Annotated in this window: 15 protein-coding genes; 13 read left to right on the top strand and 2 right to left on the bottom strand. The window is 74.4% G+C overall.

Annotated elements, in window-relative coordinates; translation table 11 throughout:
• The first annotated feature begins 9 nt into the window (after nucleotides 1–9).
• The 4 genes from ACI8AD_RS21540 (at nucleotide 10) to ACI8AD_RS21525 (ending at nucleotide 5,017) form a co-directional block, all read left to right on the top strand.
• Nucleotides 10–771, top strand: coding sequence for an SDR family NAD(P)-dependent oxidoreductase (locus ACI8AD_RS21540; RefSeq protein WP_456872577.1), 762 nt, complete (start codon nucleotides 10–12; stop codon nucleotides 769–771).
• Between the two features lie 89 nt (nucleotides 772–860).
• Complete coding sequence (locus ACI8AD_RS21535; RefSeq protein WP_456872576.1) at nucleotides 861–1,742, top strand: pyruvate, water dikinase regulatory protein; 882 nt, start codon at nucleotides 861–863, stop codon at nucleotides 1,740–1,742.
• Nucleotides 1,739–4,150: a phosphoenolpyruvate synthase gene (gene ppsA, locus ACI8AD_RS21530; protein WP_456872575.1), complete on the top strand. Its 2,412-nt coding sequence runs from the start codon at nucleotides 1,739–1,741 to the stop codon at nucleotides 4,148–4,150. Before ACI8AD_RS21535 ends, ppsA begins: the two co-directional genes overlap by 4 nt.
• A 168-nt stretch (nucleotides 4,151–4,318) precedes the next feature.
• Nucleotides 4,319–5,017, top strand: coding sequence for an HAD family hydrolase (locus tag ACI8AD_RS21525; protein ID WP_456872574.1), 699 nt, complete (start codon nucleotides 4,319–4,321; stop codon nucleotides 5,015–5,017).
• 7 nt (nucleotides 5,018–5,024) lie between these two features.
• On the opposite strand, the gene ACI8AD_RS21520 is transcribed toward ACI8AD_RS21525, so the two are convergent.
• Together ACI8AD_RS21520 and ACI8AD_RS21515 are read right to left on the bottom strand one after the other, a co-directional pair.
• The gene (locus tag ACI8AD_RS21520) at nucleotides 5,025–6,203 is read right to left on the bottom strand and encodes an amidohydrolase family protein (protein WP_456872573.1); all 1,179 of its coding nucleotides are present in this window, start codon (nucleotides 6,201–6,203) and stop codon (nucleotides 5,025–5,027) included.
• Nucleotides 6,204–6,548: 345 nt separating this feature from the next.
• Nucleotides 6,549–7,472 carry a RecB family exonuclease gene (locus tag ACI8AD_RS21515; protein ID WP_456872572.1) on the bottom strand — a complete coding sequence of 308 codons (924 nt, stop codon included), beginning with the start codon at nucleotides 7,470–7,472 and terminating at the stop codon, nucleotides 6,549–6,551.
• Nucleotides 7,473–7,559: 87 nt separating this feature from the next.
• Between ACI8AD_RS21515 and ACI8AD_RS21510 the strand changes: the two genes are divergently transcribed.
• From ACI8AD_RS21510 to pafA, 9 genes are all read left to right on the top strand, one after another.
• Nucleotides 7,560–8,495 carry a tRNA (adenine-N1)-methyltransferase gene (locus ACI8AD_RS21510; protein ID WP_456872571.1) on the top strand — a complete coding sequence of 312 codons (936 nt, stop codon included), beginning with the start codon at nucleotides 7,560–7,562 and terminating at the stop codon, nucleotides 8,493–8,495.
• Nucleotides 8,496–8,603: 108 nt separating this feature from the next.
• Entirely contained in the window at nucleotides 8,604–10,385 is a 1,782-nt protein-coding gene (gene arc / locus ACI8AD_RS21505; RefSeq protein WP_089403796.1) for a proteasome ATPase, read from the top strand.
• Nucleotides 10,386–10,519: 134 nt separating this feature from the next.
• Complete coding sequence (dop, locus tag ACI8AD_RS21500; protein WP_456872570.1) at nucleotides 10,520–12,025, top strand: depupylase/deamidase Dop; 1,506 nt, start codon at nucleotides 10,520–10,522, stop codon at nucleotides 12,023–12,025.
• Nucleotides 12,025–13,008 (top strand): acyl-CoA dehydrogenase family protein, encoded by a 984-nt coding sequence (locus tag ACI8AD_RS21495; RefSeq protein WP_456872569.1) that lies wholly within the window; start codon nucleotides 12,025–12,027, stop codon nucleotides 13,006–13,008. Before dop ends, ACI8AD_RS21495 begins: the two co-directional genes overlap by 1 nt.
• Nucleotides 13,009–13,080: 72 nt before the next feature.
• Nucleotides 13,081–13,290: a ubiquitin-like protein Pup gene (locus tag ACI8AD_RS21490; RefSeq protein ID WP_089403799.1), complete on the top strand. Its 210-nt coding sequence runs from the start codon at nucleotides 13,081–13,083 to the stop codon at nucleotides 13,288–13,290.
• A 217-nt stretch (nucleotides 13,291–13,507) separates the two neighbouring features.
• Nucleotides 13,508–14,077 carry an endonuclease VII domain-containing protein gene (locus ACI8AD_RS21485; RefSeq protein WP_456872568.1) on the top strand — a complete coding sequence of 190 codons (570 nt, stop codon included), beginning with the start codon at nucleotides 13,508–13,510 and terminating at the stop codon, nucleotides 14,075–14,077.
• Between the two features lie 153 nt (nucleotides 14,078–14,230).
• Nucleotides 14,231–15,088 carry a proteasome subunit beta gene (prcB, locus tag ACI8AD_RS21480; protein ID WP_456872567.1) on the top strand — a complete coding sequence of 286 codons (858 nt, stop codon included), beginning with the start codon at nucleotides 14,231–14,233 and terminating at the stop codon, nucleotides 15,086–15,088.
• Nucleotides 15,089–15,093: 5 nt separating this feature from the next.
• Entirely contained in the window at nucleotides 15,094–16,023 is a 930-nt protein-coding gene (gene prcA, locus ACI8AD_RS21475; protein ID WP_456872566.1) for a proteasome subunit alpha, read from the top strand.
• Between the two features lie 50 nt (nucleotides 16,024–16,073).
• Nucleotides 16,074–17,432 carry a Pup--protein ligase gene (gene pafA / locus ACI8AD_RS21470; RefSeq protein WP_456872565.1) on the top strand — a complete coding sequence of 453 codons (1,359 nt, stop codon included), beginning with the start codon at nucleotides 16,074–16,076 and terminating at the stop codon, nucleotides 17,430–17,432.
• Nucleotides 17,433–17,528 lie beyond the last annotated feature (96 nt).

Raw genomic sequence — 17,528 nt, 5'->3', positions numbered from 1 at the left:
AGGAACCCCGTGACCGTCACCGACAGGACCGCCGTCGTCACCGGCGCCGGCTCCACCCGCGGCATCGGCCGCGCCACCGCCCACGCCCTCGCCGCCGCGGGCTGGAACGTCGCCGTCCTCGACCTCGACGAGGCCGGCGCCAAGGACGCCGCCACGGAGGTGGCCGACCGCCACCGCGTGCAGGCCGTCGGCGTCGGCTGCGACGTCACCGACGAGGCGTCGGTCGACGGTGCCCTCACCGTCGTCGACGGCGCGCTGCCGCCCGTCGGCGCGCTGGTCAACAACGCCGGCATCACCTCGCCGACACCGTTCCTGCAGGTCGGCGGCGAGGAGTGGGACCGCGTCTTCGCCGTCAACGTGCGGGGCGCGTTCAACGTGACCCGGCGCCTGGCGCCGGGCATGGCCGAGCGCGGCTTCGGCCGCGTCGTCTTCCTCTCCTCGGTGTCGGCCGAGCGGGGCGGCGGCGTCTTCGGCGGGGTGGCCTACTCCGCGGCCAAGGCCGGCCAGCTCGGCTTCACCCGGGCGCTGGCCCGCGAGCTGGGCCCGCACGGGGTCACCGTCAACGCCGTCGCCCCCGGGCTGATCGACACCGACATCACCGGCGGTGCTCTCGAGGGCGAGCGCAAGGCCCAGCTGCTGGCCGGCATCCCGGTCGGCCGCAACGGCCGGGTCGCCGACGTCGCCGACCTCATCACCTATCTCTGCCGCGAGGAGTCGGGTTACATCACCGGTGCGACCTACGACGTGAACGGCGGCTCGCACATCCACTGACCGCGCCCCGCGGTCGGCAGGGACCCGCGCCCCGCCCGGTGCCCCGGGCACCGGGCGGGCGCGGACACCGGAGGCGAAGGAGGCGGTCCGTGGACCCGGACGAGGTGGCCGTGCCGGTCTTCTTCCTGTCCGACAGCACCGGGATCAGCGCCGAGACGATGGGCAACGCGCTGCTCATCCAGTTCCCCGACGTGCCCTTCGAGCGCACGACGATCCCCTTCATCTCCACCGTCGAGCACGCCCGCGAGGTGGTCGCCGAGCTCGACGCGGCGATGGCCGGCCCGGTGCCCCCGCTGGTGTTCACCACCGCCGCCGTCGACGAGGTCCGCGAGGAGCTGCTGCGCAGCAAGGCGCCGATCATCGACTTCTTCGGCCTGCACATGAGCCGGGTGGAGGAGCAGCTCGGCGCCCGCGGGCTGCACGAGGCGCGGCGGCTGCACGGGGTCGGCGACGTCCGCCGCTACAACGACCGGATGGCCGCCGTCGAGTTCGCCATCGAGCACGACGACGGGCAGAGCTCGCGGGCCCTCGAGCGCGCCGACGTCGTCCTGCTGGCCCCCTCCCGCTGCGGCAAGACCCCGACGGCGATGTACCTGGCGCTGCAGCACGGGCTGTTCGTGGCGAACTACCCGCTGGTCGACGAGGACCTGGAGACCACCGACCTGCCCCGCCCGGTGCGGGGGCTGGCCGACCGCTGCTTCGGGCTGACCACCACCGTCGCCCGGCTCAGCCGGGTCCGCTCCGAGCGCCGGCCGGACTCCCGGTACGCCTCCGAGGAGCAGTGCCGCTTCGAACTGCGGCGGGCCGGTGCGATGTACCAGGCTCACGACCTGCCCACGGTGGACACCTCGGCGGCCTCCGTCGAGGAGATCGCCACCGTGGTGATCCAGACCCTGGCCCGGCGACGGCGCGCCTCCGGGCGCCCGCCGTCGGGCCGCGACCCCCGGCGAGGAAGGACCACCCGCTCATGAGCACCGACACCGCACCCGAGGTCCCCGCCGACACCTCCGGGGGTGCCGACAACGTCCGCTGGTTCGCCGAGCTGGGCCTGGGCGACCTGGAGGTGGTGGGCGGGAAGAACGCCTCGCTGGGCGAGATGATCTCCCACCTGGCCGACGCCGGGGTCAGCGTCCCCGACGGCTTCGCCACCACCGCGGCGGCCTACCAGCGCTTCCTCGGGGAGACCGGGCTGGCGCAGCGGATCGCCGAGCGGCTGCGGGCCCTGGACACCGACGACGTCCGCGCGCTGGCACGGGCCGGGGAGGAGATCCGCCGCGAGGTCGTCGAGCAGCCCTTCCCGCCGGACCTGGAGGCCGACATCCGCAGCGCCTACCGGCGGCTGGCCGGCGAGGACGCCGAGGCGTCCTTCGCGGTGCGCTCGTCGGCCACCGCCGAGGACCTGCCCGACGCCTCCTTCGCCGGGCAGCAGGAGACCTTCCTCAACGTCCGCGGCATCGACGCGGTGCTGCAGGCCATCCGCGAGGTCTACGCCTCCCTCTACAACGACCGGGCGATCGCCTACCGGGTCCACCACGGCTTCGACCACGAGGCCGTGTCGCTGTCGGCCGGGGTGCAGCGGATGGTGCGCTCCGACGTCGGCGCGTCGGGGGTGCTGTTCACCATGGACACCGAGTCCGGCTTCCGCGACGCCGTCTTCGTCACCTCGGCCTACGGCCTGGGCGAGGGCGTGGTGCAGGGGGCGGTCAACCCCGACGAGTTCTACGTCTACAAGCCCGCGCTGCGCGCCGGGCGGCCGGCCGTCCTCAAGCGGGGCGTGGGGGAGAAGGCCACCAAGATGGTCTACACCGACGCCACCGAGGTGGGCCGCACCACCGCGTTCGTCGACGTCGACCCCGCCGACCGCCGGCGGCTGTCGCTCACCGACGAGGAGGTCACCGAGCTCGCCCGCCAGGCGCTGCGGATCGAGGAGCACTACGGCCGCCCCATGGACATCGAGTGGGGCAAGGACGGGCTGACCGGGCAGCTGTTCGTCCTGCAGGCGCGCCCGGAGACGGTGCAGTCCCGCGCCGGCAACACCACCGAGCGCTACCGGCTCACCGGCACCGGCACCGCGCTGGTCGAGGGGCGGGCGATCGGGCAGAAGATCGGCGCCGGTCCGGTCCGGGTGCTCTCCGACATCGACCAGATGGACGCCTTCACCCCCGGCGACGTGCTCGTCGCGGACATGACCGACCCCGACTGGGAGCCGATCATGAAGCGCGCCTCGGCGATCGTCACCAACCGCGGCGGGCGCACCTGCCACGCGGCGATCATCGCCCGCGAGCTCGGCATCCCCGCCGTCGTCGGCACCGGGACCGCCACCCGGACGCTGACCGACGGCGATCCCGTCACCGTGTCCTGCGCCGAGGGCGACACCGGCGTCGTCTACGCCGGGGAGGTCGGCTTCGAGGTGGAGGAGACCCGGCTCGACGCCATGCCGGAGATCCCCGTCAAGATCATGATGAACGTCGGGACGCCGGAGCAGGCCTTCGCCTTCTCCCGGCTGCCGCACGCCGGCGTGGGCCTGGCGCGGCTGGAGTTCGTCATCAACCGGCAGATCGGCATCCACCCGAAGGCGCTGCTGGAGCTCGAGGAGCTCGACCCGCCGCTGCGGGCGCAGGTGCAGGAGCGGATCGCGGCCTACCCCTCGGCGCGGGACTTCTTCGTGCAGCGGGTCGCCGAGGGGGTGTCCACCATCGCCGCGGCGTTCGCGCCGGAGCCGGTGATCGTGCGGATGAGCGACTTCAAGTCCAACGAGTACGCCAACCTCCTCGGCGGCGAGCGCTACGAGCCGCACGAGGAGAACCCGATGATCGGCTACCGGGGCGCCTCCCGGTACCTGTCGGCCGACTTCGCCGAGTGCTTCGCCATGGAGTGCGAGGCGCTGCGCTACGTCCGCGACGAGATGGGCCTGACCAACGTCAAGGTCATGATCCCGTTCGTGCGGACGGTGGCGGAGATCGAGGGCGTGGTGGAGCTGCTGGCCTCGCACGGCCTGCGCCGCGGGGACAACGGCCTGTCGGTGGTGATGATGTGCGAGCTGCCGTCGAACGCCGTGCTGGCGCACGCCTTCCTCGAGCACGTCGACGGGTTCTCCATCGGCTCCAACGACATGACCCAGCTGACCCTGGGCCTCGACCGCGACTCCGCCCTGGTCGCCGGCGGCTTCGACGAGCGCGACCCCGCGGTGCTCGCCATGCTCGAGATGGCGATCACCGCCTGCCTCGAGCGCGGCAAGTACGTCGGCATCTGCGGCCAGGGCCCCAGCGACCACCCCGACCTCGCCCAGTGGCTCGTCGAGCGGGGCATCGAGACCATGTCGCTCAACCCCGACACCGTCGTCGACACCTGGCTGCACCTCGCCCGCAGCGCCCGCTGAGGGAGCCCGGCGCGGGCGCCGCACGCCTGGGACACTGGAGGGGACCACCTGCCGCGGGGACGCCTGCCCGGCGCTCGACGACGAGCCCGCGGCGCACGCGGCAGGCCCCCGTCCCGCGGTGCGCCCCGCCCGGCGCCCGGGACGACGAGCCTGAGGACACGACCACCCATGCCGAACCGGCCCCTCGCCGTCCTGCTGGACATGGACGGCACCCTCGTGGAGACCGAGCAGCACTGGGGGAGGGCGCTGTTCGCCCTCGCCCGGCGCCTGGGCGGTGAGCTCAGCGGCGCGGCCCGCGAGGCCACCGTGGGCACCAGCATGCGCACCGCGCTGGGCATCCTCTACGCCGACCTGGGCCTCGACCGCGCCGCGCGGTGGGAGACCGACGCCGCCTGGGTCGAGGACGTCGTCGCCGACCTGCTCGCCCGGGACGTCCGCTGGCGCCCGGGGGCGCGCGAGCTGCTCAGCGAGGTGCGCGCGGCCGCCCTGCCCGCCGCCCTGGTGACGACGACCCCGCGCCGGCTCGCCGACCTCGTCCTCGCCCGGCTGGCCGCCGACCTCGACGTGCCGCCGTTCGACCTGACCGTCTGCGGCGACGAGGTGCCCGCCCGCAAGCCCGACCCGGCGCCCTACCTGCAAGCCGCCGCGGGGCTGGGCGTCGACCCGGCCGGGTGCGTGGTCGTGGAGGACTCCGCGTCCGGGGTGGCCGCCGGCCTGGCGGCGGGCTGCGCGGTGCTCGGCGTGCCGTCGCTGCAGCCGCTGGCGCCCGCGCCGGGCCTGGTGCTGCGCGACACGCTGGTCGGCGTCGGCCTGGCCGACCTCGGCGACGTCCTCGCCGGGCGGGAGCCGGTCGCCAGCGGGGCCTGAGGCACCCTCAGCCCGCGGGGAGCACCTCCCGGCCGCGGGAGACGACCAGCGCGACCCGCTCCAGCGCGAGCGGGTCGGCGGTGGGGTCGCCGTCGACCAGCAGCAGGTCGGCGTCCAGGCCCGGCGCCAGCCGTCCGGTGCGCCCGCCGAGGCCGCACGCCCGCGCCGCCGCCGACGTCGCGGTGGCCAGCGCCTCGGGTGCCGGCACCCCGCCGCCGGCCAGCGAGGCCACGGCCCGCCCGACGATCCCGTGCGGCTTGCCCGGCGTGATGCCGGCGTCGACCCCGCTGACCAGCGTCACGCCGGCCCGGTGCAGCCGGGCGCACTCCGCCGCGCGGGCCTCCTGGGTGAGCCCGAGGCGGGTGAAGAGCTCCCGGGCGGGTGGCGCGGGCACGCTGCCCGGCGTGGTGCCCAGCGTGGGACACACGGCGGTGCCCGCACGGGCGAGATCCGCGGTCAGGTCCGGTGGGATCCCCCAGTCGGTGCCGTCCAGGCACAGGGCGTGCTCGATGCCGTCGACGCCGGCGGCGACCACCTGCCGGATCGCGGCCAACGGGTAGGCGTGCGCGGTCACCGGCAGGCCGAGCCGGTGCGCCTCGTCGACCACCGCCCGCACCTCGGCGTCGGTGAACTGGCAGGTGGTCGCGTCGGTGCCCGGCGTGAGCAGCCCGCCGCTGGCCATCAGCTTCACCACCCCGGCACCGCGCCCGGCGCGCTCCCGCACCGCGGCCCGCAACGCCTCGACGCCGCGGGCCTGGCCGCCCATCGCCCAGCAGTGCCCGCCCGGTGAGGTGATCGGGGGCCCGGCCGCGACCACCGTGGGCCCGGTGCGCGGCGCCCGGTCGACGACGGCCCAGTCGACGTCGCCCAGGTCGCGCACCGTGGTCACCCCGGCGGCCAGGTGCTGCTGCAGGCTCCTCGCCACGGTCGCGTCGACCTCGTCGGGGGTCAGCTCCGGCAGTTGGTCCAGCGCCCGCGGGCCGGCGTCGCCGCACAGGTGCACGTGGGTGTCGACCAGCCCGGGCAGCAGCGTCGCGCCGGGCCGCTCGACCACCGGCACGCCGTCGGGTGGGGCGGTGCCGGCCGGCTGCACGGCGAGGATGCGGCCGTCCTCGACGAGCACCAGTGCGCCGCCGGGCAGCACCCGCTCCCCGTCGAAGGCGCGCTCGGCCCGGTATGCCCGCATGCCGCCTCCCGGGGGTGGATGGGGACCCGACGCTAGGACCAGCCGCGCCGGCCGGTCGACGTGGGCTGGCGCGTCTCGCTGGCATCGCGCGCACGGCGGCCCGGCCGTTATCCCCAACGGAAATGCGGAAGTCGTCGGCCGGCTGCCCCGTGGAGGAGGAGCGGTGACGCACGGGGACTCAGCCGGGCCCGGTCCCCGCGATCGTGGAGTTCGCGTGGCGGCACGCCGCCCGGGGACGGCGTGTCGCCACCGCGGCTCCATGATCGTTCTCAGAGGCGGGGCAGTGGCCGGGAGCTGGGCCCGGGGCCGAGGGACCAGGTGCGCGGGCGCTCCGCCGGCGACGGGTCAGTCGCGCTCGACGAGGGGGAGGGTGGCCCACCCGGCCGCGGCGGCGGCGTCGGCGGGGAACGGCGGGGGGGTGCCGCCGAAGGAGGGGCACAGCGCCTGGTGGTCGCACCAGTCGCACATCCGCGACCGGTTGGGACGGAAGTCGCCGGTGGCCACCGCCCGCTCGATCGCCGCCCAGATGGCCAGCAGCGTCCGCTCGAAGCGGAGCAGCTCGGCCTCGTCGGGGGCGTAGGTGAGCGCCTCGCCGTCGCCGAGGTAGATGAGCTTGAGCTGGCTGGCCACCACGCCGCGGGTGCGCCAGAGCACCAGCGCGTAGAACTTCATCTGGAACAGCGCCTTGGCCTCGAAGGCCTCCCGCGGCATCGAGCCGGTCTTGTAGTCGACCACCCGCAGCGCGCCGTTGCGGGCGACGTCGAGCCGGTCGACGTAGCCGCGCAGCAGCAGCCCGTCGGGCAGCGTCACCTCGACCAGCTGCTCGCGGCCCTCGGGCTGGATGCGGGTCGGGTCCTCCAGCCGGAAGTAGGTCTCCACCAGCTTCCCGGCCGACTCCAGCCACGTCTGCAGCGACGGCGGCGCGGCGCCGTCCTCACCCGGGGCGAACAGCGCGGCCACCTCCGGGTCGGCCCGCAGCTCCTCCCAGGCCGGCGCCACCAGCTCGCGGGCCGCCTCGACGGTGCGCTGTGCCTGCGGCAGGTCGTAGAGCCGCTCCAGCACCGCGTGCACCAGCGTGCCGCGCACCGCCGCCGGGCTGCGCTTCTCGGGCAGCCGGTCGATGGTGCGGAACCGGTAGAGCAGCGGGCAGGTCTTGAAGTCCGCCGCCCGGCTCGGGGACAGCGACGGCCGGCGCGGCGCCCGCTCGGGAGCCGGTGGCGCCGCCTGCTCGCCGTCGGCCGCGGTGTCGGAGGAGAACACTGCAGTCACGTCCCCGAGGCTAGGCCGGGCCACCGACAGTCCGGCGTCCCCCGCGCCGGGGGGCTGTTCGACGGGAGGCGCCTAGGCTGGCCGCCCGTGGACGAGCAGCCCGAGCCCAGCCAGACCGCGACGAGCGCCGCACCGGCCCCGACCGCCGAGCCGGTGCCCGCGGGGGAGGAGCAGCCGGGCCCCGTCGAGCGGGTCGCCGTGCCCGGCGCCTTCGCCGCCGGTGACCGGGTGCAGCTGACCGATCCCAAGGGCCGGCTGCACACCGTCGTCCTCGAGCCGGGCAAGCAGTTCCACACCCACCGCGGCGCCATCGCCCACGACGACCTCATCGGCGCGCCCGAGGGCTCGGTCGTGCACTCCACCGCCAACACCGGCTACCTGGCGCTGCGCCCGCTGCTCGCCGACTTCGTGCTCTCCATGCCGCGCGGCGCGCAGGTCATCTACCCCAAGGACGCCGCCCAGATCGTCGGCTCCGGCGACATCGGCCCGGGCATGCGGGTGCTCGAGGCCGGCGCCGGGTCCGGGGCGCTGACCTGCTCGCTGCTGCGCGCCGTCGGTGAGCACGGCCGGGTGACCAGCTACGAGCGGCGGGAGGACTTCGCCGACGTCGCCCGCGGCAACGTCGGCGCCTTCTTCGGCGGGGTGCCCGACACCTGGGACCTGCGCCTGGGCGACCTCGCCGACCACCCCGCCGAGGAGGTCGTCGACCGGGTGGTGCTCGACATGCTCGAGCCCTGGGCGGTGCTGCCCACCGTGGCCGCCGCGCTGCGCCCCGGCGGCGTGCTCGTCGGCTACGTCGCCACGGTCACCCAGCTGTCCACCTACGTCGAGGCGCTGCGCGCGCAGGGCTGCTGGACCGAGCCCTACGCGTGGGAGTCGCTGGTGCGGCCGTGGCACGCCGTCGGCCTCGCCGTGCGCCCCGAGCACCGCATGGTCGCCCACACCGCGTTCCTGGTGACCGCTCGGCGGCTGGCCGAGGGCGTCGTCGCCCCGGTCCGCCAGCGTCGCGCCGCCAAGCACTGAACCGGCGCCGTTGCGCTCTCGACCGACCACCGCGAGCCACGGGCGTGCTGTCGGTCGGCGTGTATAGATTTGCCTCCTGGCTCCCCCCGATGTGTGCGGAGGTGCGCGATGGGCCCCGGCCATGGTGATGGTCCCGACGAGTTCCGAGCGCGGCGCGAGCGTGACGTCTCCGCCCTGCTCTCCCAGATCTCCTACCTCGAGGAGGAGATCGGCCTGCTGCGCCGGAAGGTGTCCGAGAGCCCGCGGCAGGTGCGGGCGCTGGAGGAGCGGATCGCCGAGGCGGAGGGCCGCGCGGCCTTCCTCTCCGAGCGCAACGACAAGCTCGCCGGCACGCTGCGCGACGCGCGCGAGCAGCTGATCACGCTCAAGGAGGAGGTCGACCGGCTCGGGCAGCCGCCGTCGGGCTACGGCGTCTTCCTCGGCCGGCACGACGACGGCAGCGTCGACGTCTTCACCGGCGGCCGCAAGCTGCGGGTGTCGGTCTCCCCGGCGGTCGAGGGCGACACGCTGCGCCCCGGCCAGGAGGTCATGCTCAACGAGGCGATGAACGTCGTCGAGGCGCTCGGCTTCGAGAAGCAGGGCGACGTCGTCATGCTCAAGGAGCTGCTCGAGCCGGTCGACGGCGTCACCCAGCGCGCGCTGGTGATCGGCCACACCGACGAGGAGCGCGTGGTCTACCTCGCCGACTCCCTCACCGACCAGCCGCTGCGGGTCGGCGACTCGCTGCTGCTGGAGTCCCGGTCGGGCTACGTCTACGAGCGGATCCCCAAGAGCGAGGTCGAGGAGCTCGTCCTCGAGGAGGTCCCCGACATCGACTACTCCGACATCGGGGGCCTGGCCCGGCAGATCGAGCAGATCCGCGACGCCGTCGAGCTGCCGTTCCTGCACGCCGACCTGTTCCGCGAGTACGAGCTGCGCCCGCCCAAGGGGATCCTGCTCTACGGCCCGCCCGGCTGCGGCAAGACGCTCATCGCCAAGGCGGTGGCCAACTCGCTGGCCAAGAAGGTCGCCGCGGTGAAGGGCGAGGGGCAGGCCAAGAGCTACTTCCTCAACATCAAGGGCCCCGAGCTGCTCAACAAGTACGTCGGGGAGACCGAGCGGCACATCCGGCTGGTGTTCCAGCGCGCCCGGGAGAAGGCCAGCGAGGGCACCCCGGTCATCGTGTTCTTCGACGAGATGGACTCGATCTTCCGCACCCGCGGGTCGGGGGTGTCCTCCGACGTCGAGTCCACGATCGTGCCGCAGCTGCTCAGCGAGATCGACGGCGTGGAGGGCCTGGAGAACGTCATCGTCATCGGCGCCTCCAACCGCGAGGACATGATCGACCCGGCGATCCTGCGGCCCGGCCGGCTCGACGTGAAGATCAAGATCGAGCGGCCCGACGCCGAGGCCGCCCGCGACATCTTCAGCAAGTACCTGACGCCGTCGCTGCCGATCCACCCCGACGACCTCGCCGAGAACGGCGGCAGCGCCCAGGCCACGGTGCAGGCGATGATCCAGCGCACCGTCGAGCGGATGTACACCGAGAGCGAGGAGAACCGCTTCCTCGAGGTGACCTACGCCAACGGCGACAAGGAGGTCCTGTACTTCAAGGACTTCAACTCCGGGGCGATGCTGCAGAACATCGTCGACCGCGCCAAGAAGATGGCCATCAAGGAGAGCCTGGAGGTCGGCTCGCGCGGCCTGCGGGTCGGCCACCTCATGCAGGCCTGCGTCGACGAGTTCAAGGAGAACGAGGACCTGCCCAACACCACCAACCCCGACGACTGGGCGCGGATCTCGGGCAAGAAGGGCGAGCGGATCGTCTACATCCGCACCCTCATCAGCGGCAAGGGCAACGACTCCGGCCGCGCCATCGACACCGCCACCAACACCGGCCAGTACCTCTAGCCGCTCCCGCTGACCGACCCGGTCCCGGCCGCCCCGCCCTCGCGCGCGGGGCGGCCGGTCGCCGTCGGTGCGTGCGCAGCGGACCTGCCGCGGGGTCCGCGGGCGGCCGCCGGGCGGGGCCTAGTCTCGGTCGCATGAGCGTTCGGCGGGTGATGGGGACCGAGGTCGAGTACGGCATCTCGGTCCCCGGGCAGCCCACGGCCAACCCGACGACCCTCTCCAGCCAGGTGGTGAACGCCTGGGCGGTGGCCGACGCGCCGACCCGCCGCCGGCCGCGGTGGGACTTCGAGGAGGAGTCGCCGCTGCGCGACGCCCGTGGGTTCGACCTCTCCCCGGCGCAGGCGCTCGACCACAACGACCTCGAGGAGGACTCGGGGATGGCCAACGTCATCCTCACCAACGGGGCGCGGCTCTACGTCGACCACGCCCACCCCGAGTACTCCACGCCGGAGGTCACCAACCCGCGCGACGTCGTCCTGTGGGACAAGGCGGGGGAGCGGGTGATGGCCGAGGCCGCCCGCCGGGCCGCGCGCATCCCCGGCACCCAGCCGATCCAGCTGTACAAGAACAACACCGACGGCAAGGGCGCCAGCTACGGCGCGCACGAGAACTACCTGATGGACCGGCGGACGCCGTTCATCGAGATCATCCGCGGGCTGATCCCGTTCTTCGTCACCCGCCAGGTGTTCGCCGGCGCCGGGCGGGTCGGCATCGGCACCGAGGGCCGCACCCAGGGCTTCCAGATCTCCTCCCGCGCGGACTTCTTCGAGGTCGAGGTGGGCCTGGAGACCACGCTCAAGCGGCCGATCATCAACACCCGCGACGAGCCGCACGCCAACCCCGACGAGTACCGCCGGCTGCACGTGATCATCGGTGACGCCAACCTCGCCGAGCTGTCGACCTACCTCAAGGTCGGGACGACGGCGCTCGTGCTGGCGATGATCGAGGCGCGGGCGCTGACCGAGGACCTCTCCCTCGAGGAGCCGGTGGCCACGCTGCAGGCGGTCAGCCACGACCCCTCCCTGACCGCGCTGGTGCGGCTGCGCGACGGCCGCCGGATGACCGCCGTCGACGTGCAGCGCGCCTATCTCGACCAGGCGGTGCGCTTCGTCGAGCGCGGCGGCGGCGCCGACGAGCAGACCGCCGACGTCCTGCGCCGCTGGGCCGAGGTGCTCGACGTCCTCGCCGACGACCCGCTGCGGCTGGCCGACCGGCTCGACTGGCCGGCCAAGCTGCGGCTGCTGGAGGGCTACCGCGCCCGCGACGGGCTCGGCTGGGGCGACTCCCGGCTGCAGCTGGTCGACCTGCAGTACTCCGACGTGCGCCCCGACAAGGGCCTCTACCACCGTCTCGTCGCCCGCGGCTCGATGCAGCGGCTGCTCACCGACGAGGAGGTGACCCGCGCGATGGTCACCCCGCCCGGGGACACCCGCGCGTTCTTCCGCGGCGAGTGCCTGCGCCGCTTCCCCGCCCAGGTCGCGGCGGCGTCGTGGGACTCGGTGGTGTTCGACCTGGGCCGGGAGAACCTGGTGCGCATCCCGACGATGGAGCCGCTCAAGGGCACCCGCGACCACGTGGGGGTGCTGTTCGAGTCGACGTCGAGCGCGCAGGAGCTGGTCGACACCATCACCGGCGGCTGATGACCGCCCCGGCGCAGGCCGCCCGGCGGCTGGCCGCGGAGCTGCTCGCGCCGGCGGCCGCCGGGGTCGACGCCACCGGCGTGCTGCCGCGCGGGCACCTCGACGCGCTGGCCGACGCCGGCCTCTACGGGCTGGTGGGGCCGGCCGGCGCCGGCGGACTCGACGCCGACGTGGCGACGCTCGCCGCCGTCGCCGAGGAGCTCGCCGCCGGGGACCTCGCGACGGCGTTCGTCTGGCTGCAGCACCACGGCGTCGTCGGCCGGCTGGCCGCCGCGGGCACGCACCCGGACCTGCTGGCCGACCTGTGCCGCGGCCGCCGCCGCGCCGGGATCGCGCTGCAGGCCGCCACCCGCCCCGACGCCGCCCCGGTGACCGTGCGCCGGGACGGCGGCGACCTGGTCCTCGACGGCGCCGTCCCGTGGGTGACCGGGTGGGGTCTCGTCGACGTCGTCCTGGTGGCGGCCCGCGACGGCGAGGACGTGGCCTTCGTGCTCGCCGACGCGGTCGGCGGGCCGACGCTCGCGGCGGTGCCGCAGTCGCTGGTGGCGGTACAGGCCAGCGCCACGGTGGAGCTGCGGCTCACCGGCCACCGGGTGCCGGCCGACCGGCTGCTGGGCACCACCCCGCTGGCCCAGGTGCGCGCCGCCGACGCCGGCGGGCTGCGGCTCAACGGGTCGTTGGCGCTCGGGCTGGCGCTGCGCTGCGCGCGGCTGGTCGGGCCCTCCCCGCTGGACGTCGCGCTCGACGCCGTCCGGGCGCGCTTGGACGCCGCCGGCCCCGCGGAGCTGCCCGCGGCCCGCGCCGAGGCCGCGGCCCTGGCCCACCGCGCCGCCGGGGCGCTGGTGGTGGCCTCCGGCAGCGCGGCGGCGCGGACGGGCGGCGTCGCGGAGCGTACGGCGCGGGAGGCGGTGTTCCTGCTGGTGTTCGGCTCCCGGCCGGCGATCCGGCAGGCGCTGCTGGAGCGGTTCGGCGCGGCCGGCTGAGACCGCCGGATGTCGGTACCTGCGGGTAGTTTCGGCACCAGCACGCACTCGGCGCGCACCAGGGGAGGGCACATGGCCACCAGGGACACCGGCGGGCAGGCGCGGACCACCCGCACCCGGGAGGAGACCGAGGAGGTCGAGGCGTCGGTCGACGCCGAGGTCGCCGAGCGGCACAAGGAGATGTCCGAGGACGTCGACGCCATCCTGGACGAGATCGACGACGTCCTCGAGGAGAATGCCGAGGAATTCGTTCGCTCATATGTGCAAAAAGGGGGTCAGTGAAAGCCGTTCTCGGCTTTCCAGAATGGCGGTCTGAATGGTTGACTCAAAATGGTGCCCTGACTGCGGCGCCAGCCGTCCGGTCGACCAGTTCACCCGCGACAGACGTCGAGCAGACGGCCTCGCGTTCTACTGCCGAGACCATGCGAGGGCGAGGTCCCGGGACTCCCGACAGCGGCGGCTCGGTCCGCCGAGCCGCCGCTTCCCGGTAGGTCGAGACGTGCCGTCCGGGTCCAAGTGGTGCCCCGACTGCGACACCGTCAAGCCCGTCTCGGACTTCCCCACGACCACCGCCAACTCGAGCGGCGTGTACACGTACTGCAAGCCCTGCCACAACGTCCGCGGCAAGGCGTCCAAGGACAGGGTCGGCGGCTCGCGGACCTACCACCTCCAGCGGCGGTACGGCATCACGGCCGAGGAGGCCGACGCGATGCTCGCCGCCCAGAAGGGCCGCTGCGCCGTCTGCCGCACGGCGCCGGCCGCGCACGTCGACCACGACCACGCCACCGGCCGGGTGCGCCAGCTGCTCTGCTTCAACTGCAACGGCGGCCTGGGTCAGTTCAGGGACGACCCGGCGGTGCTGCGGGCCGCCGCGGAGTACGTCGAGCGCCACCGCGACGCGCAGCGAGGGTCGGGAGATCCGCAGCGCCCGTCACGAGGACGGCGACGGTCGCCCGCCCCGGGCGCGTCCGCCCTGCGCCACCGCGGCGCCGGGTGCACCACGCACGACGTGGTCCGCGGCCGGGTGGCGAAGCTCGTCGCCGCCCTGGAGCGTCCCGCCGCGGGCTGAGCCGCGCCGGCGGGTGCGGGGCTGCGCTCCGACCGGGGTCCCCCGTCGCCCCCGGTGGGGGACCGGCGGCGCCGGTAGGGTCGGCGACAGCCGCCGCGGGGTGCCCGCGGCACGTCGAGGAGCGCCCCGCGAGCGGGCGGAGAGGTGGACGGGTTGACCCAGTCGCACACCGGCCGGAGCGGCTTCCCGCCCGCCTACCTGGACCGGGTGGGTTCCTCGTTCACCGACTTCCTGGCCCAGGCCGCGCCCGACCTGCTGCCCGGCAAGCGCCCCCTGCCGACCGTGAACGCCGGCGACCTGACCCCGCACGGCACCACGATCGTCGCGGTCACCTACGCCGACGGCGTCCTCATGGGCGGCGACCGGCGCGCCACGATGGGCAACCTGATCTCCAGCCGCGACATCGAGAAGGTCTACCCGGCCGACACCTGGTCGGTCATCGGCATCGCCGGCGCCGCGGGCATCGCCATCGAGATGGTGAAGCTCTACCAGGTCGAGCTCGAGCACTACGAGAAGATCGAGGGCCTGACGCTCAGCCTCGACGGCAAGGCCAACCGGCTGGCGCAGATGATCCGCGGCAACCTCGGCGCCGCGCTGCAGGGCCTCGCCGTCGTCCCGCTGTTCGCCGGCTACGACCTCGACGCCGCCGAGGGCGCCAGCCCGGGCCGGATCTTCAGCTACGACGTCACCGGCGGGAACTACGAGGAGCGCGGCTACGCCGCCGTCGGCTCGGGGTCGCTGTTCGCCAAGAACTCGCTGAAGAAGACGTGGCGGTCCGGCCTCGACGGCGGCGCCGCCACCCGCACCGTGGTCGAGGCGCTCTACGACGCCGCCGACGACGACTCCGCCACCGGCGGCCCCGACCCGGTGCGGCGGCTCTACCCGATCGTGTACCGCGTCGACGCGGAAGGCGCGGTGCGGCTGACCGACGCCGAGGTGGCCGGGGTCGCCGACACCATCGTCGGTGAGCGCGCCGCCGCCGACCGCGAGAACGTCGACCGGGGGGCCTGAACGCCATGACGATGCCGTACTACGCCTCGCCCGAGCAGCTGATGCGCGACCGCTCGGAGTACGCCCGCAAGGGCATCTCCCGCGGACGCAGCGTCGCCGTCCTCACCTACGCCGACGGCGTGCTGTTCATCGCCGAGAACCCCAGCTCCACGCTGCACAAGGTCGGGGAGATCTACGACCGGATCGGCTTCGCCGCCGTCGGCCGCTACAGCGAGTTCGAGAGCCTGCGGGTGGCCGGCGTGCGGCTGGCCGACGTCCGCGGCTACTCCTACAACCGCCGCGACGTCACCGGGCGGGTCATCGCCAACGCCTACGCGCAGACCCTCGGCGCGATCTTCACCGAGCAGATGAAGCCCTACGAGGTCGAGCTGTGCGTCGCCGAGGTGGGCACCGACCCCGAGGCCGACCAGCTCTACCGCCTCACCTTCGACGGCTCGGTCGTCGACGAGCCGGACTTCGTCGTCATGGGCGGGCAGGCCGAGGCGGTCACCGGCCACCTGCGGGAGAACTTCCGGCAGGGCCTGCCGCTGGGCGAGGCGCTCATGGTCGGCGTCCGGGCGCTGTCGGCGGTCAGCCCGGCCATGTCGGGCGGCAACGGGTCCGGGGAGCTGCTCGCGGCCACCCAGCTCGAGGTCGCCGTCCTCGACCGGCGGCGGCCCAAGCGGGCGTTCCGCCGGGTGGTGGGCGCGGCCCTGCGGTCGTTGCTGGGCGAGCGGGCCGCCGGTGACGACGCGCCGGAGGGCGCCACCCACGCGCACACGCCCAGCGCCCCGCAGCCGGGCACCCCGGCCGGCCTGGGCGACCCCGCGGCGCCGGACACCGCCGGCGGCACCGGCGGCTCGGGGGAGGGCAGCGGCCCGCAGACCGGCCCGGCCGACGGCGCCGGCGGCGGCCCCGACGGCGGCTCCGGCGGCGCGGCGCGCGGCGAGGACTGACCCCGCCGCGGGAACCGGCCGGAGTCGGCTGCGGCGCCTAGGCTCGGTCCGTGGACCGACGGATCTTCGGGATCGAGACCGAGTACGGCGTCACGTGCACCTTCCGGGGCCAGCGGCGGCTGTCCCCGGACGAGGTCGCGCGGTACCTGTTCCGCCGCGTGGTGTCGTGGGGGCGCAGCTCCAACGTGTTCCTGCGCAACGGCTCGCGGCTCTACCTCGACGTCGGCAGCCACCCGGAGTACGCCACCGCCGAGTGCGACGACCTCGTCGAGCTCGTCGTCCACGACAAGGCCGGGGAGCGGATCCTCGAGGGCCTGCTGGTCGACGCCGAGCAGCGGCTGGCCGAGGAGGGTGTCACCGGCGACATCTACCTGTTCAAGAACAACACCGACTCGGCCGGCAACAGCTACGGCTGCCACGAGAACTACCTGGTGGGCCGGCACGGGGAGTTCAGCCGGCTGGCCGACGTCCTCATCCCGTTCCTGGTCAGCCGGCAGCTGGTGGTCGGCGCGGGCAAGGTGCTGCAGACCCCGCGGGGGGCGATCTACTGCGTCAGCCAGCGCGCCGAGCACATCTGGGAGGGCGTGTCCTCGGCGACCACCCGCTCGCGGCCGATCATCAACACCCGCGACGAGCCGCACGCCGACGCCGAGCGCTACCGGCGGCTGCACGTCATCGTCGGCGACTCGAACATGAGCGAGACGACGACGCTGCTCAAGGTCACCATCACCGACCTGGTGCTGCGGATGATCGAGGCCGGGGTGCCGATCAAGGACATGGCGCTGGAGAACCCGATCCGCGCCATCCGCGAGATCAGCCACGACACGTCCGGCCGCCGCAAGGTGCGGCTGGCCAACGGCCGGGAGATGTCGGCGCTGGAGATCCAGGCCGAGTACCACTCCCGCGCCGCGGAGTTCGTCGACCGGGAGGGGTTCGGCCCGGTGCACCGGCAGATGCTCGAGCTGTGGGGCCGGGTGCTCAAGGCCGTCGACAGCGGCGACCTCTCGCTCATCGACCGGGAGATCGACTGGGCGATCAAGCTCTCCCTCATCGAGCGGTACCGCACCAAGCGCGACCTGTCGCTGTCCTCGCCGCGGGTGGCGCAGATGGACCTCGCCTACCACGACATCTCCCGCACCCGGGGGCTGTACTACCTGCTCGAGCGCGCCGGGCAGGTGGAGCGGGTGGCGCACGAGCCGCGGGTGTTCGAGGCGAAGAACGTGCCGCCGCAGACCACCCGCGCCAAGCTGCGCGGGGAGTTCATCCGCCGGGCGCAGGAGAAGCGGCGCGACTTCACCGTCGACTGGGTGCACCTCAAGCTCAACGACCAGGCCCAGCGCACCGTGCTGTGCAAGGACCCGTTCAAGAGCGTCGACGAGCGGGTGGAGAAGCTCATCGCCAGCATGTGAGCCGTGGGGGGGGGCGGGGGGGGGGGGGGGGGGGGGGGGGGGGGGGGGGGGGGGGGGGGCCGGCCGCCGGCGCGCGCGCGGGGGGGGGGGGGGGGG

The sequence above is a fragment of the Geodermatophilus sp. SYSU D00766 genome (assembly GCF_054049915.1).
Note: the sequence above shows the minus strand (reverse complement) of the source record. Positions and strands in the feature narration are given on the sequence as shown.